Genomic DNA, 15,343 nt, shown 5'->3' with positions numbered 1-15,343 from the left:
TCGTCGTCATCCGGCCCGCCGGGTGCCACCCGGGTGGACCAGCCGGTTCCGTTTCGGTGCGGCCGGGGTACTCGGCAGGCGCCGCCCATGGCCGCGGCCGGACACTGGTGCCCATCCACCGGTGGCTGCCGGGCCGACGAGATCAGGACACGACTGCCATGAACCACGACACGCCCACCCCCTCCGGCACGAAGGACGTCATCTCCTCGCACTCCGTGTTCGGCGCTCCCTGCTGGGTGAGTCTGACCAGCCGCGACGTCGAGGCGACCGAGAAGTTCTACGGCGCGGTGCTCGGCTGGCGATGGCGGACGGCCAAGCTGGGCGACCGGTTCCGGATCGCCCTGGCCGACGGGAAGCCGGTGGCCGGGATCGCCGGGGTGGCGACCATGTGGCAGATGGCCGTGGCGTGGCTGCCGTACTTCGCGGTGCGCAGCGCGGACGAGGCGGCGGCGCGGGTGCAGGAGCGCATGGGCACGGTCGCGGTCGGGCCGATCTCCCTGCCGCCCGGGCGGGCCGCGCTGCTGGCCGACCGCGACGGGGCGGCGTTCGGCATCTGGGAGGGCGACCTGTTCACCGACTGGGAGACCTGGCGCAACGCGCAGCCCGCGTTCATCACCCTGCACACCCGGGACGCCTTCGACGCCGCCATCTTCTACGGCGAGGTGCTGGACTGGGCGTCGCAGAGCCCCGGGTGCTGCGAGGTCCACTACGAGGGCGGCGAGGTGGTGCTGCGCAGCCGCGGCGACGTCGTCGCGCGGATCGAGTCGGGCGCCCTGGGGGCGGCACCGGATCCCGCGCTCCGCCCTCACTGGCAGGTCCATTTCAGCGTCGACGACGTGGAGGCCTGCGCCCGCGCCGCGGAGCTGCACGGCGGCAGCGTGCTGTCCAAGGGCGGCGACGAGGCGGTGCTGCGCGACCACGACGGGGCGCAGTTCACGGTCACGGCGCGCCGCGGGCGCTGACCGCCCCGGGACCGTGACGGTGGCCCCGCGCGAGCAGTGCTCGCGCGGGGCCACCGTCACGTCCGTCGCCGTCACCGCGTCCGGTCGTCGCTCCGCGCCCGGGAGGGCCGGGACAGCAGGACCAGGCTGCGTGCTCCGACGGTGAGGCCGGTGCCCGCCTTGTGCTCCGCCTCGTCCGGGGTGCCGTCCGGGTCGGCCGTGTCGATCAGGGCCGTCCAGCGTTCGCCGTAGGAGGCGTCCGGGATGCGGAAGTCGATCGGCTCCCAGTGGCTGTTGAGCAGCAGCAGGAAGGAGTCGTCGACGACCCGGCGGCCCCGGGGGTCGGGCTCGGCGATGGCGTCGCCGTTGAGGAACACCCCCACCGAGTGCGCGTCGCCGCGCTGCCAGTCGTCGTCGGCCATCTCGCGGGCGTCGGGCGCCAGCCAGACCAGGTCGGGCAGCGGCTGGTCGGCACGGGTGATCGTCTCGCCGCGGAAGAAGCGGCGCCGGCGCAGCACGGGGTGCGCGGTGCGCAGGCCGATGAGGTAGCGGGTGAAGTCGAGCAGGTCGCGCTGCTCCTCGTTCAGCCGCCAGTCGATCCAGGAGATCTCGTTGTCCTGGCAGTAGGCGTTGTTGTTGCCGCCCTGGGTGCGCCCGAGTTCGTCGCCGTGGCAGAGCATCGGGATGCCCTGGGAGAGCAGCAGGGTGGCGAGGAAGTTGCGCTGCTGGCGGATGCGCAGTTCCCGCACGGCCGGGTCGCGGCTCTCCCCCTCGGCCCCGCAGTTCCAGGACCGGTTGGTGCTCTCGCCGTCCTGGTTGTCCTCGCCGTTGTCCTCGTTGTGCTTGTCGTTGTACGACACGAGGTCGCGCAGTGTGAAACCGTCGTGCGCGGTGACGAAGTTGACGCTGGCGCGGGGCCGGCGCCTGCTGTGCTGGTACAGGTCGGACGAGCCGGTGAGGCGGGAGGCGAACTCGCCGAGGGTGTGGTCCTCGCCGCGCCAGAAGTCCCGTACGGCGTCGCGGTACATGCCGTTCCACTCCGACCACAGCGGCGGGAAGTTGCCCACCTGGTAGCCGCCCTCGCCGACGTCCCACGGCTCGGCGATCAGCTTCACGCGGCTGATCACCGGGTCCTGCTGGATGAGGTCGAAGAACGCCGACAGCCGGTCCACCTCGTGGAACTGCCGGGCCAGGGTGGCCGCGAGGTCGAAGCGGAAGCCGTCGACGTGCATCTCGGTCACCCAGTACCGCAGCGAGTCCATGATCAGCTGCAGGACGTAGGGGTGCCGCATCAGCAGGCTGTTGCCGGTGCCGGTGGTGTCGTAGTAGTGCTTCCAGTCGCCGTCGACCAGGCGGTAGTAGGAGGAGTTGTCGATGCCCCGGAAGGAGAGCGTCGGCCCCCGCTCGTTGCCCTCGGCGGTGTGGTTGTAGACCACGTCGAGGATCACTTCGAGGCCGGCCGCGTGCAGGGTCTTCACCATCTGCTTGAACTCGGCGACCTGGCCGCCGCGCGTGCCGCGGGCGGCGTAGCCGTTGTGCGGCGCGAAGAAGCCGATGGTGTTGTAGCCCCAGTAGTTCGACAGGCCCCGGTCGTGCAGCACCCCGTCGTGGACGAACTGGTGGACCGGCATGAGCTCCACGGCGGTGACCCCGAGCGAGGTCAGGTGCTCGACCACGGCCGGGTGGGCGAGGCCCGCGTAGGTGCCCCGCAGTTCCTCGGGCACCTCGGGGTGGGTCCTGGTCATGCCCTTGACGTGCGCCTCGTAGATGACCGTGTCGGCGTAGGGCCGGCCCGGCCGGGTGTCGTCGCCCCAGTCGAAGGCCGGGTCGGTCACCACGCCGAGCATGGTGTGCCCCGCGCTGTCGGCCGGGTCGGGGCCGTCGGGGTTGCGCTCGTAGAGCGAGGGGTGGTTGTCGATCTCGCCGTCCACCGCGCGGGCGTACGGGTCGAGCAGCAGCTTGGCCGGGTTGCAGCGGTGGCCGGCGTTCGGGGCCCACGGCCCGTGGACGCGGTACCCGTAGCGCTGGCCCGGGCCGACGCCGGGCACGTAGCCGTGCCAGACGAAGCCGTCGACCTCGTTCAGCGGCACCCGGGTGTGGGTGCCGTCGTCGTCGACGAGGACCAGCTCGACGCGCTCGGCGACCTCGCTGAAGAGCGCGAAGTTCGTGCCCTCACCGTCGAAGTCGGCACCCAGCGGGTAGGGGCGCCCGCCCCAGGCGGACGCCCCTTTCCGTTCCTGCCTGCGCGTCACCGGGCGTCCTCCAGGACCCCGGCCGAGGCGGCGAGCCCGGTGAGGGGGACCTCGCGGGGGACGTCCAGGCCCTCGCTCTCGCGCGGGGCGGGCGCGGTCGGCACCAGCGGGACGCGTTCGCCGGCGCGGGCGCGCTGCGAGAACCAGATGACCTTGCTGCCGGTCTCGGTGGCGCAGCAGCCCCAGCCGTCGCTCATCGCCGCGAGGTGCTCCAGGCAGCCTCGCAGTTCCTGGTCGGGGCGCAGGGCGCGGTCGTTGTCACCGATGGCGGTGATCAGGTGCTGCCCGTTCCACCACATCTCGATCGACGTGTTCTTGTCCGTGGCGTGCTCGTCGATGGCCTTGAGCAGCATCTCGGCACCGCCGCAGACGGGCTGGACCAGGTTGTCCAGGTCCCAGAACCTCAGGTGAGCGGCCAGAATGCGGCTGACCTGTCCCACCCGGTCGGGGCTGACTTCCACGTCGAGGTGGTAGTAGCAGGGCACTGCGGTCTTCATCGGTCGGCTCCTCACCGCGAAGCTCAATTCCTTCTCGTCCGCGTCTGCGGAACGAGCCCCGAACACAGAACGTGAGCGCTTATCGCTTCTGAGTCACCTTCAGCGTGAGGGTGCTGCTCCGTTCGTGCAACACGAGCGCACAGCTGAGGCGAGACACCGCACAAGTGAGCAGCGGGGCAGGGCCCGGACGGCCTACCCGGACGGCGACTCGTTGAAGATCCAACAAGACGTTGCGTCATGGTCCGTGCACCATGTGTGACAGAACTCGATCGCCGTCACGGGTCCGCGTCGCTGTGCGCGCGGCACGCCGTCCGACCGTCGGGAGACCGTGCCCCTCGAGCCCCGAAAGGTGATCGGCGCCATGCTGCTACCCGCCAAAGCCGAAGTCGCCCGGCAGTTGCGCCGTTACCGGGCCTGGGAACGCGTGATGCTCGCGGCGCCGAACGACCTCACCGTGCGGAGCACGTTCGAGGACTCCGGCTACACGCTGTGCGTGCTCATGGGCAAGCGCTGCGCGCGGGAGGCGGCCGACGCGGCCGAACGGTACCTGCGCACGAACCACGTCACGTACCTGCAGGAGCAGAACGAGCGGCCGCGCCCGGCCACCGCGGTCCGGCGCAGGCCGCCGGTGGCGGAGCGGAGATCCCCGGCGGGAAGGTGACAGCCTTCCCGCCGCAGCTGTCCCCAGAACCGGGCCCCTCGGCCCGGCTTTCGAGCACGGTGGAGGTGAGGACCATGAGGAAGACCCGGGCCATCGGCCGTATCCCGGTACGGGACGTCCGGCCGGCCGTGGAGGCCGGCAACCGGCCGGCCAAGGCGGTCGTGGGCGAGACGTTCGAGGTCACCGCCACCGTGTTCCGGGAGGGGCACGACGCGGTCGCCGCCAATGTCGTCCTGAAGGATCCCGAGGGCCGTCCCGGGCCGTGGACGCCGATGCGGGAGCTGGCCCCGGGCAGCGACCGCTGGGGCGCCGAGGTCACGCCGCACGCGGCCGGCCGGTGGACGTTCCGGGTGGAGGCCTGGAGCGACCCGGTCGCCACCTGGCGGCACGCGGCGGGCATAAAGGTTCCCGCGGGCATCGACCCGGGCCTGGTGCTGGAGGAAGGCGCGGAACTGCTCGAACGGGCGGCGGCCGGCGTACCGAGGGACGCCGGCCGCGGTGTGCTGCTCGACGCGGCGGCCGCCCTGCGCGACGACACGCGGCCCGCGGCCGAACGGCTGGCGGCGGGCCTGGCACCCGAGGTGGACGCCGTGCTGGCCCGGTACCCGCTGCGGGACCTGGTCAGCACCTCGGAGCCGATGCCGCTGCTGGTGGAGCGGGAGCGGGCGCTGTACGGGTCGTGGTACGAGTTCTTCCCGCGTTCGGAGGGCACCGAGGAGCGGCCGCACGGGACGTTCCGGACGGCGGCGCGGCGGTTGCCGGCGATCGCGGCGATGGGTTTCGACGTGGTCTACCTGCCGCCGATCCACCCGATCGGCACCACGTTCCGCAAGGGCCGCAACAACACCCTCTCCCCCGGCCCGGAGGACGTGGGCGTGCCGTGGGCGATCGGTTCGCCCGAGGGCGGCCACGACGCGGTGCACCCCGATCTGGGCACGATGGACGACTTCGTGTGGTTCGTCGGGCAGGCGCGGGAGCTGGGGCTGGAGATCGCGCTGGACTTCGCGTTGCAGTGCTCGCCGGACCATCCGTGGGTGCACAAGCACCCGGAGTGGTTCCACCACCGTCCCGACGGCACGATCGCCTACGCGGAGAATCCGCCGAAGAAGTACCAGGACATCTACCCCATCGCCTTCGACGCGGACATGGACGGCCTGGTGGCGGAGACGTGCCGGGTGCTGCGGTACTGGATGGACGCGGGCGTGCGGATCTTCCGGGTGGACAATCCGCACACCAAGCCGGTGGTGTTCTGGGAGCGGGTGATCGGGGAGATCAACCGCACCGACCCGGATGTGATCTTCCTGGCGGAGGCGTTCACCCGGCCGGCGATGATGCACACGCTGGCGCAGATCGGCTTCCAGCAGTCGTACACGTACTTCACCTGGCGCAACACCAAGCAGGAGCTGACGGAGTACCTGACGGAGCTGTCGGGTGAGGCGGCCTCCTACATGCGGCCGAACTTCTTCGCCAACACCCCCGACATCCTGCACGCCTATCTGCAGCACGGCGGGCGGCCGGCCTTCGAGGTGCGGGCCGTGCTCGCCGCGACGCTGTCGCCGGCGTGGGGCATCTACTCGGGGTACGAGCTGTGCGAGAACGTGCCGTTGAAGGAGGGCAGCGAGGAGTACCTGGACTCGGAGAAGTACCAGCTGCGCCCCCGCGACTGGGAGGCGGCCGAGCGCCAGGGACGCAGCATCGCCCCGCTGATCACCCGCCTCAACACCGTCCGCAGGAGTCACCCCGCGCTGCACCACCTGCGCAACCTGCGCTTCCACCACACCGACAACGACGCGCTTCTCGCCTACAGCAAGCGCAGCGGAGGCGATGCCGTCCTCGTGGTGGTCAATCTGGACCCGCATCACGCCCAGGAGGCCACGGTCTCGCTCGACATGCCGCACCTCGGCCTGGACTGGCACGAGTCGGTGCCGGTGCGCGACGAGCTCACCGGCGAGACCTACCACTGGGGCCGGAGCAACTACGTGCGTCTCGAGCCGGGGCGGGCTCCCGCGCACGTGTTCCACCTCCAGTCCCCGCCCGCCGCGCAAGGCAACGGAGGGGCAGGAACGTCATGACCGTGAACGAACCCGTGCCGGACACCTTCGAGGACACCCCGGCCAGGGACCGGGATCCCGACTGGTTCAAGCGTGCCGTCTTCTACGAGGTGCTGGTCCGCTCGTTCCAGGACAGCAACGGCGACGGCGTCGGCGACCTCAGGGGCCTGACCGCCAAGCTGGACTACCTCCAGTGGCTCGGCGTGGACTGCCTGTGGCTGCCGCCCTTCTTCAAGTCGCCCCTGCGGGACGGCGGCTACGACGTCAGCGACTACACCGCCGTGCTGCCCGAGTTCGGCGACCTCGCCGACTTCGTGGAGTTCGTCGACGCCGCCCACCAGCGGGGCATGCGCGTCATCATCGACTTCGTCATGAACCACACCAGCGACCAGCACCCGTGGTTCCAGGAGTCGAGGAAGGACCCCGACGGGCCCTACGGCGACTTCTACATGTGGGCCGACGACGACAAGGGCTACCCGGACGCGCGGATCATCTTCGTCGACACGGAGACCTCGAACTGGACCTTCGACCCCGTGCGCGGTCAGTACTTCTTCCACCGCTTCTTCTCCCACCAGCCGGACCTCAACTACGAGAACCCGCGCGTCCAGGAGGAGATCCTCGCCGCGCTGAAGTTCTGGCTGGACCTCGGGATCGACGGTTTCCGGCTGGACGCGGTGCCGTACCTCTACGCGGCCGAGGGCACCAACTGCGAGAACCTGCCCGCCACGCACGCCTTCCTCCGGCGGGTCCGCAAGGAGATCGACGCCCAGTACCCGGACACCGTGCTGCTGGCGGAGGCCAACCAGTGGCCCGAGGACGTGGTCGACTACTTCGGCGACTACGCCAGTGGCGGCGACGAGTGCCACATGGCGTTCCACTTCCCGGTGATGCCGCGCATCTTCATGGCCGTGCGGCGCGAGTCCCGCTACCCGGTCTCCGAGATCCTGGCCAAGACGCCGGCCATCCCGGCGGGCTGCCAGTGGGGCATGTTCCTGCGCAACCACGACGAGCTGACGCTCGAGATGGTGACCGACGAAGAGCGCGACTACATGTGGGCCGAGTACGCCAAGGACCCGCGGATGCGGGCCAACATCGGCATCCGCAGGCGCCTGGCGCCCCTGCTGGACAACGACCGGCACACCATCGAGCTGTTCACCGCACTGCTGCTGGCCCTCCCCGGTTCGCCGATCCTCTACTACGGCGACGAGATCGGCATGGGCGACAACATCTGGCTCGGCGACCGCGACGCGGTACGGACCCCGATGCAGTGGACCCCGGACCGCAACGCCGGCTTCTCGACCTGCGACCCGGGCCGGCTGTACCTGCCCGCCATCATGGACCCGGTCTACGGCCACCAGGTGACCAACGTCGAGGCCTCGATGTCGTCGCCGTCGTCGCTGCTGCACTGGACCCGGCGCATGATCGAGATCCGCAAGCAGAACCCCGCGTTCGGCCTCGGCTCCTACACCGAACTGCCCTCGTCCAACCCGGCCGTGCTGGCCTTCCTGCGGGAGTACGAGGACGACCTGGTGCTGTGCGTGAACAACTTCGCGCGCTTCGCCCAGCCCACCGAGCTCGACCTGCGCGAGTTCGCCGGCCGGCATCCGGTGGAGCTGTTCGGCGGGGTCCGCTTCCCCGCCATCGGCGAACTGCCGTACCTGCTGACGCTCGGGGGCCACGGCTTCTACTGGTTCCGGCTCACTCGAGTCGCATCCCGCATCGGCCGGCGACTGTGAGCGTGCGCCGACGAAAGGAGGCGTGACCATGCCGAAGACCGCATCGCTCCGCCCGGACCTCTCGCGCCTGGCCGAGCCCATGGAGTCGCTCGGTGCCCTGCTGCGCGACTGGCTGCCGCGGCAGCGCTGGTTCGCCGGCAAGGACCGGCCCGTCACCGAACTCGGTCTGCTGTCGATGACCGAGCTGTTCCCGGGGTGCCTGCACCTGCTGGTGCACGCCGGGCACGCGGGGCACACCGGCGTGCCCTCGCCCGGCGGCGCGCCCCCGGCCGGTGACTGCTACCAGCTGCTGCTCGGCGTGCGGGAGCACCCGTCGCCGCGGCTGGGGCGGGCGCTGATCGGGCAGGTGCAGGACGGGCCGCTGGCCGGCACGACCGTCTACGACGCCCTGCACGACCCGCGCTCCGCGCAGCTGCTGCTGGACCGGCTGCGCCGGCCCGGCACCGCGGGCCCTCTGCGCTTCGACTGCGACCCGGAGCAGGAGGTCCCGGCCGGTCTCGTGCCGCGGCTGCTGGACGCCGAGCAGTCCAACTCCTCGCTGGTCTACGGCGACGAGTACATCCTGAAGGTCTTCCGGCGGATCCAGCCGGGCGTCAATCCGGACCTGGAGGTGCCGGGCGCGCTGGCCCGCCAGGGCTGCCACCGCGTGCCCGCGCCCGTGGCCTGGTTCCAGACCAGGCACCCCTTCACCGCGACGCTCGGCGTGCTCCAGCCCTACCTGCAGGGCGCCTCCGACGGCTGGACGCTGGCCCTGGAGGCGCTGGCCGCGGGGGACGACTTCACGGTCCAGGCCCGGGCGCTGGGCGCGGCCACGGCCGAGGTGCACCTGGCGCTGGCCTCGGCGTTCCCGGTGGGGGCGCCCGGGGAGAACGCCCGCACGGCGTCGGCCATGACCGAGCGGCTGGACGCCGCCGCGCACTGCGTACCGGCGCTGCAGCCCCACGTACCGGGGCTGCGCACCGCGTTCGCCGCGCTCACCACCTGCGACCCGGGGCCGCCCGCCCAGCGCATCCACGGCGACCTGCACCTGGGGCAGGTGCTGCGGGCCGGACGCGACTGGTTCGTCATCGACTTCGAGGGCGAGCCGTCCCGGCCGCTCTCCGAACGGCGCAGCGCCCACTCCCCCGTGCGGGACATCGCCGGGATGCTGCGTTCCTTCGACTACGCCGCCCGGCAGCGCCGCCCCTGGCGCCCGGAGTGGGCCCGCCGCTGCCGAGAGGCCTACTGCGCGGGCTACGCCGCCCGCGCCGGCTGGGACCCCCGCAAGAAGCACGGTCTGCTCCGCGCCTACGAGACGGACCGGGCCGTGTACGAGGTGCTGTACGAGGCACGGCACCGCCCCGACTGGCTGCCTGTACCGATGGCGGCGATCGAGCGCCTCGCCGTGAGAGGAGACTGAGCCGTGGCCCTGCGAGACACCTCAATCCCGGAGCCGTCCGGCCCGGTCACGACGGCGCCCGCGCCCGCCCTGAGCGCGGAGGACCGCGGGCGGCTGCTGGCGGGCGCCCACCACGACCCGCACGCGCTGCTGGGCGCGCACCCGGTGCCCGGCGCGGTGGTCTTCCGGGCGCTGCGCCCGTTCGCCCGCGCGGTGAGCGTGGTGACCGGCGGCCGGCACGTCCCCCTGGTCTCCGAGGGGGAAGGGCTCTTCTCGGGCCTGCTGCCGCTGGAGACGGTCCCCGACTACACGCTGCACGTGGTGTACGAGGCCGGTGAGATCGAGACGCACGACCCCTACCGGTTCCTGCCCGCGCTCGGCGAGCTCGACCTGCACCTCGTCCGCGAGGGGCGGCACGAGCAGCTGTGGCAGGCCCTCGGCGCGCAGCCCATGACCCACGAGGGCGTGGCCGGCACCCGGTTCACGGTGTGGGCGCCGAACGCCCAGGGCGTGCGGGTGGCCACGGACTTCACCCACTGGGACGGGACGCAGTTCCCGATGCGCTCGCTCGGCGCGTCCGGTGTGTGGGAGCTGTTCCTGCCGGACGTCGGCGAGGGCACGGCGTACAAGTTCGAGATCCACTCGCGGCACGGCCACCGCTTCCTCAAGGCCGACCCGATGGCCCGCCGCACCGAGGAGCCGCCCAACACGGCGTCGATCGTCACGGCCTCGCACTACGAGTGGAACGACGCCGAGTGGATGGCGCACCGGGCGGACCGGCCCGTGCACGAGGCGCCCTTCTCGGTGTACGAGGTGCACCTGGCGTCCTGGCGGCCGGGGCTGACCTACCGGCAGCTCGCCGAGGAACTCCCGAAGTACGTCAAGGAGATGGGCTTCACCCACGTCGAGCTGATGCCCGTCGCGGAGCACCCGTTCCACGGCTCCTGGGGCTACCAGGTCACCGGCTTCTACGCGCCGACGGCCCGGCTGGGCACGCCCGACGACTTCCGCTTCTTCGTCGACGCCTGCCACCGGGCCGGGATCGGCGTGATCATGGACTGGGTGCCGGCGCACTTCCCGAAGGACGACTGGGCGCTGGCCCGCTTCGACGGGGAGCCGCTGTACGAGCCCGGGGACGACCGCCGTGCGGAGCACCCGGACTGGGGCACCTACGAGTTCGACTTCGGCCGGACCGAGGTGCGCAACTTCCTGGTCGCGAACGCGGTGTACTGGTGCGAGGAGTTCCACATCGACGGGCTGCGCGTGGACGCGGTCGCCTCGATGCTCTACCTGGACTACTCGCGCGAGGACGGCCAGTGGGAGCCCAACGTCCACGGCGGCCGCGAGGACCTGGCCGCGATGGCGTTCCTCCAGGAGATGAACGCGACGGTGTACCGGCGCGCCCCCGGTGTGGTCACCATCGCCGAGGAGTCCACGGCGTGGGGCGGGGTGACCCGGCCGACCGACACCGGCGGCCTGGGGTTCGGGCTGAAGTGGAACATGGGCTGGATGCACGACTCGCTGGAGTACATCTCCCACGAGCCGGTGCACCGCAAGTACCACCACCACGAGATGACGTTCTCGATGGTGTACGCCTACAGCGAGAACTACGTGCTGCCGATCTCCCACGACGAGGTCGTGCACGGCAAGCAGGCACTGGTGTCGAAGATGCCGGGCGACTGGTGGCAGCGGCGCGCCAACCACCGGGCCTACCTGGGCTTCATGTGGGGCCATCCCGGGAAGCAGCTGCTGTTCATGGGGCAGGAGTTCGCCCAGGGGGCGGAGTGGTCGGTGGAGCACGGGCCGGAGTGGTGGCTGCTCGACGAGGGCTACCACTCGGCGGACGACCACCGGGGCGTGCGCGACCTGGTGCGCGACCTGAACGCGGTGTACCTCGCGACGCCGGCGCTGTGGCAGTGCGACACCCGGCCGGAGGGCTTCCGGTGGGTGGCGGTGGACTCGGCCGACGACAACGTGCTGGCGTTCCTGCGCTACGACGCCGAGGGCAGCCCGCTGCTGGCGGTGTCCAACTTCTCCCCCGTGGTCCGGGAGGACTACGGCCTGTGGGTGCCGGGGGACGCCGCGGCCTGGCAGGAGCGGCTCAACACCGACGACCTGCGCTACGGCGGCAGCGGGGTCACGCTGCCCGGCCCCGTGAAGCCGGAGGACGGCTGCCTGCGGATCACGCTGCCGCCGCTGGCCACCGTGTGGCTGACGCCGGCCGGCTAGAAGTCCTGCCGTCCTGCCAGGTGTCCCACCCGCCCGCCGGGGGCACTGGGGGTCGTACCACCGGGACGTTCCGGTGGTGCGACACGGCGGAGACAGAAGGGCGGGCACCAGGTGCGCACCGTGGGAGTGGAGGAGGAACTCCTCCTGGTCGATCCGGAGACCGGGGAGCCGCGGGCACTGTCCGCGGCGGTTCTGGCCCGGGCGGAGCAGGACGAGGCGGGCCAGGACGTGTTCGAGAAGGAGCTCCACGAGCAGATGCTGGAGTTCGCCACGCATCCGCAGTCCTCGATGGAGAGCCTGCACGCGGAGATCGTGCGCTGCCGCAAGGAGGCCGCCCGCCACGCCGGTGACATCGGCTGCACCGTGGCGGCCCTGGCCACCTCCCCGCTGCCGGTCAGCCCGGCGGTCAGCCTCAACCGCCGGTACCAGTGGATGGCCGAGCAGTACGGCATCGCCACCCGGGAGCAGCTCGTCATGGGCTGCCACGTGCACGTGTCGGTGGAGTCCGACGAGGAGGGCGTCGCGGTCGTCGACCGGGTGCGGCCCTGGCTGCAGGTGCTGAAGGCACTGAGCGCGAACTCGCCGTTCTGGCAGGGCAAGGACACCGGCTACAGCAGCTACCGCAGCCGGGTCTGGCTGCGCTGGCCGTCGGCCGGCCCCACGGAGCTGTTCGGCTCGGCGGAGCGGTACCACCGGCTCGTCGCGGACATGGTCGCCACCGGCGCGATCCTGGACGAGGGGATGATCTACTTCGACGCCCGGCTGTCGCGCAGCTACCCGACCGTGGAGTTCCGCGTCTCGGACGTCTGCCTGCACTCGGACACCGCCGTGCTGATCGCCACGCTCGTGCGCGGGCTGGTGGAGACCGCCGCGCGCGAGTGGCGGGCCGGGACCGAGCCGCTCGACCCCGGCGTCGGCCTGCTGCGGCTGGCCGACTGGCAGGCCGCCCGGTGCGGGCTCACGGGCGAGCTGCTGCATCCCGCGACCATGCGCCGCATGCCGGCCGAGGCCGTCGTGCGCGCCCTGCTCGACCACGTGGCGCAGGCCCTCGACGGCACCGGGGACCTGGAGCGGGCCCGGGCCGCCTGCGAGCAGCTGCTGCGCGAGGGGAACGGCGCCCGGGTGCAGCGGGAGCTGATGGAGCGCACGGGGAGCCTGCGGGACGTCGTCACGGAGTGCGTGCGGCACACGCAGGGGTGAGACGTCCCGGCTCGGGCTGCCGACGGCTCAGAGGATCAGCACGAGGGCGTAGGCCAGGAAGAACGCCGCGATCAGCACCGAGACGATGATGATCACGGCCAGCGGCCCCTTGGCCCACCCCTTGGTCGGGTTGTGCGTCTCCCGGGGCAGGGCCTCCGGCATGCTGCTCTCCGCGGGCGGGGTCTCGCCCGGCGGCACACCGCCGCCGGGCTCGAGGCCTGTGCTGCGCTCGGGCTCGGGATCGGGACTGTAGTGACTCATGCCGTCCGGGTCCCCCGATCACGCCCGGATCATCAGCGGGACCCACTTCGGTATTTTCCGACCCCGAAAGCTGCTGCCTGGACTACATTCGAGCACCGCCGATGACGGGACTCGTCGGCACGGTGACACCACGTACATGTCAGGAGCAGTGCATGCGCGACCCCGCCCTCGCTCCACCGGCCGCGCCGGGCCTGGCGGGCGGCCTCGCCGACAGCGTCTTCGAGACGGCGGACCGCGAACCCACCCGGCCCCTGCTGGCCCGCCGCTCCGGTCCGGCCTCCGCCGTCTGGGAGGAGATCACCGCGATCGAGCTGCGCGACCAGGTGGTGGACACGGCCAAGGGGCTGATCGCCGCCGGCATCGCTCCCGGGCACCGCGTGGCCATCATGGCCCGCACCCGCTACGAGTGGACGGTCCTGTGCTACTCCCTGTGGGCGGTCGGTGCCGAGGTCGTCCCGGTCTACCCGACGTCCTCGCGCGACCAGGTGGAGTGGATCCTGCGGGACGCCGGCTGCGTGGCGGTGGTGGTCGAGGACGAGCAGGGCGTCATGACCGTCGGCTCGGTGTGCGCCTCGCTGCCGCTGCTGCGCCACGTGTGGCAGCTGGACGCGGGCGCGCTGGAGCAACTGGCGGCGCGCGGCCGCGACGTGCCGGTCACCACGGTCGACTCGATGCGCCGGATCGTGCTGCCGGACTCCACGGCCGTCGTCGCCTACACCTCCGGGACGTCCGGCCGGCCGATGGGCTGCGCGCTCAGCCACCGCAACCTGGCGGGCCCCTGCGACACCCTGCTGGCGGGCTGGGGCCACACCGCGGCCCCGCGCGGCGAGCAGGGGTCGGTGCTGGCGTTCCTGCCGTTCTCGCACGTGTACGGGCTGATGATCCAGGGGCTGTGCGTGCGCGGCGGCCTGCTCATGGGGCACCAGGCGGATCTGAGCGGGGAGGCGCTGGCCGCCGCGCTGCGCTCGTTCCGGCCGACGTACCTGTACGCGGTGCCCTCGGTCCTGGAGAAGATCTACAAGAACTTCCTGCGCGTCGCGCAGCAGGCCGGTCACGGGGCGCTGTTCGAGCGGGCCGCGGCGACCGCGCACGACTTCGCCGCGGCCCTGGAGCGCCAGCGGCTCGGCCGGGGGCGCGGGCCCGGCCTCGACCTGCGGCTGCAGCACGCCCTGTACGAGCGCACGGTCTACCGGCGGCTGCGCGCCGCGCTCGGCGGCCGGGTGCGGCGGGCCACGTCCGGCGGCTCGCCCCTCAGCCGCGACCTGTCGCTGTTCTACGAGGGCATCGGCATCTACGTGCACGACGGGTACGGCCTGACGGAGACCGCCGGCGGGGTCACGATGCAGCCGCTCGGCCGGGAGAAGTCCGGGACCGTCGGGCAGGCCCTGCCGAACATGGAGATCCGGGTCGCCGAGGACGGGGAGATCCTGGTGCGCGGGCCGTCGGTGTTCCAGGGGTACGTGGGCGACGACGCCGCGACCCGGGCCGCCCTGCGCGGCGGCTGGCTGGCCACCGGGGACCTCGGGCGGCTGGACCCGGAGGGCTACCTCACGATCACCGGCCGCAAGAAGGACATCATCATCACGAGCAGCGGCAAGAGCGTCGCCCCGGCCGCCCTGGAGCAGCGGCTGCGCATGCACCCCCTCATCCACCAGGCGGTGGTGGTGGGCGACAACCGGCCCTGCGTCGGCGCCCTGATCACGCTGGACCCGGAGTTCCTGGCCCACTGGCGGGCGGCGCTGGCCCTGCAGGGCGAGCTGCGCGAGGCCCGGGAGGAGAACGCGCTGCGCGAGGAGGTCGCGCGGGCCGTGGCCGCGGCGAACAGCTCCGTCTCGCCGTCGGAGTCGATCCGGGTGTTCCGGGTGCTGCCCGAGCCGTTCGACGTGACGAACGGGTTGCTGACCCCCTCCATGAAGCTGCGCCGCGACGCGATCGTGCGGCACTACGCCTCCGAGATCGACGCGATGTACGAGTCGCGCAGGCGTCCGGGGCGGCCGAACGCGGGGGACGAACCGTCACATTGGGACGATGCGGACAATGTGTTCCGCTGAGCGGGGTGGTGAACGCGTAGCCCTCGCCACCATGGGAACACGCGACAGTGGCGACGCACGAGAAAGGACGACTGCCCTGACGACAG

At 71.9% G+C, this 15,343-nt stretch carries 11 protein-coding genes; 8 read left to right on the top strand and 3 right to left on the bottom strand.

Features of this window, described 5'->3' with window-relative positions; genetic code table 11:
- Positions 1-158 precede the first annotated feature (158 nt).
- Entirely contained in the window at positions 159-962 is an 804-nt protein-coding gene (locus ACFYWG_RS08065) for a VOC family protein (protein WP_383509798.1), read from the top strand.
- 71 nt (positions 963-1,033) lie between these two features.
- Here the strand turns inward: ACFYWG_RS08065 and glgX are convergent, their stop codons facing one another.
- A complete protein-coding gene (gene glgX, locus ACFYWG_RS08060; RefSeq protein ID WP_389199998.1) occupies positions 1,034-3,193 on the bottom strand; it encodes a glycogen debranching protein GlgX in 2,160 nt (719 codons plus the stop codon).
- Positions 3,190-3,690, bottom strand: a complete 501-nt coding sequence (locus ACFYWG_RS08055; protein WP_376330751.1) for a pep a2 — start codon at positions 3,688-3,690, stop codon at positions 3,190-3,192. The genes glgX and ACFYWG_RS08055 overlap by 4 nt, the downstream gene beginning before the upstream one ends.
- A gap of 361 nt (positions 3,691-4,051) precedes the next feature.
- Between ACFYWG_RS08055 and ACFYWG_RS08050 the strand changes: the two genes are divergently transcribed.
- The 6 genes from ACFYWG_RS08050 to ACFYWG_RS08025 all read left to right on the top strand — a co-directional run bounded on the left by ACFYWG_RS08050 (position 4,052) and on the right by ACFYWG_RS08025 (position 12,945).
- Positions 4,052-4,351, top strand: a complete 300-nt coding sequence (locus ACFYWG_RS08050) for a DUF5133 domain-containing protein (RefSeq protein WP_376330752.1) — start codon at positions 4,052-4,054, stop codon at positions 4,349-4,351.
- Positions 4,352-4,425: 74 nt separating this feature from the next.
- Positions 4,426-6,423 carry an alpha-1,4-glucan--maltose-1-phosphate maltosyltransferase gene (locus ACFYWG_RS08045; RefSeq protein WP_389199995.1) on the top strand — a complete coding sequence of 666 codons (1,998 nt, stop codon included), beginning with the start codon at positions 4,426-4,428 and terminating at the stop codon, positions 6,421-6,423.
- Positions 6,420-8,138: a maltose alpha-D-glucosyltransferase gene (treS, locus tag ACFYWG_RS08040; RefSeq protein WP_376329582.1), complete on the top strand. Its 1,719-nt coding sequence runs from the start codon at positions 6,420-6,422 to the stop codon at positions 8,136-8,138. The genes ACFYWG_RS08045 and treS overlap by 4 nt, the downstream gene beginning before the upstream one ends.
- 28 nt (positions 8,139-8,166) lie before the next feature.
- A complete protein-coding gene (locus ACFYWG_RS08035) occupies positions 8,167-9,537 on the top strand; it encodes a maltokinase (protein WP_383511268.1) in 1,371 nt (456 codons plus the stop codon).
- A gap of 3 nt (positions 9,538-9,540) precedes the next feature.
- Positions 9,541-11,745 (top strand): 1,4-alpha-glucan branching protein GlgB, encoded by a 2,205-nt coding sequence (gene glgB / locus ACFYWG_RS08030; RefSeq protein ID WP_383511266.1) that lies wholly within the window; start codon positions 9,541-9,543, stop codon positions 11,743-11,745.
- A 111-nt stretch (positions 11,746-11,856) separates the two neighbouring features.
- Positions 11,857-12,945: a glutamate--cysteine ligase gene (locus ACFYWG_RS08025; RefSeq protein WP_389199992.1), complete on the top strand. Its 1,089-nt coding sequence runs from the start codon at positions 11,857-11,859 to the stop codon at positions 12,943-12,945.
- A gap of 27 nt (positions 12,946-12,972) precedes the next feature.
- On the opposite strand, the gene ACFYWG_RS08020 is transcribed toward ACFYWG_RS08025, so the two are convergent.
- Positions 12,973-13,206 (bottom strand): DUF6480 family protein, encoded by a 234-nt coding sequence (locus ACFYWG_RS08020; RefSeq protein WP_383511262.1) that lies wholly within the window; start codon positions 13,204-13,206, stop codon positions 12,973-12,975.
- Positions 13,207-13,358: 152 nt separating this feature from the next.
- Here ACFYWG_RS08020 and ACFYWG_RS08015 point away from each other — a divergent pair, with 152 nt between their 5' ends.
- Complete coding sequence (locus tag ACFYWG_RS08015; protein ID WP_383511260.1) at positions 13,359-15,257, top strand: AMP-dependent synthetase/ligase; 1,899 nt, start codon at positions 13,359-13,361, stop codon at positions 15,255-15,257.
- The last annotated feature ends 86 nt before the right edge of the window (positions 15,258-15,343 follow it).

This window comes from Streptomyces sp. NPDC003456, assembly GCF_042878735.1.
Classification (GTDB): domain Bacteria; phylum Actinomycetota; class Actinomycetes; order Streptomycetales; family Streptomycetaceae; genus Streptomyces.
This window is presented reverse-complemented; position numbering and strand designations above follow the sequence as displayed.

Excerpts from the sequence above, each read along its gene's own strand:
- ACFYWG_RS08065 (WP_383509798.1), top strand. The coding sequence starts at position 159 with ATGAACCACGACACGCCCACCCCCTCCGGCACGAAGGACGTCATCTCC.
- ACFYWG_RS08035 (WP_383511268.1), top strand. The coding sequence starts at position 8,167 with ATGCCGAAGACCGCATCGCTCCGCCCGGACCTCTCGCGCCTGGCCGAG.
- ACFYWG_RS08015 (WP_383511260.1), top strand. The coding sequence starts at position 13,359 with ATGCGCGACCCCGCCCTCGCTCCACCGGCCGCGCCGGGCCTGGCGGGC.
- ACFYWG_RS08045 (WP_389199995.1), top strand. The coding sequence starts at position 4,426 with ATGAGGAAGACCCGGGCCATCGGCCGTATCCCGGTACGGGACGTCCGG.
- treS (WP_376329582.1), top strand. The coding sequence starts at position 6,420 with ATGACCGTGAACGAACCCGTGCCGGACACCTTCGAGGACACCCCGGCC.
- ACFYWG_RS08055 (WP_376330751.1), bottom strand. The coding sequence starts at position 3,690 with ATGAAGACCGCAGTGCCCTGCTACTACCACCTCGACGTGGAAGTCAGC.
- ACFYWG_RS08020 (WP_383511262.1), bottom strand. The coding sequence starts at position 13,206 with ATGAGTCACTACAGTCCCGATCCCGAGCCCGAGCGCAGCACAGGCCTC.
- ACFYWG_RS08050 (WP_376330752.1), top strand. The coding sequence starts at position 4,052 with ATGCTGCTACCCGCCAAAGCCGAAGTCGCCCGGCAGTTGCGCCGTTAC.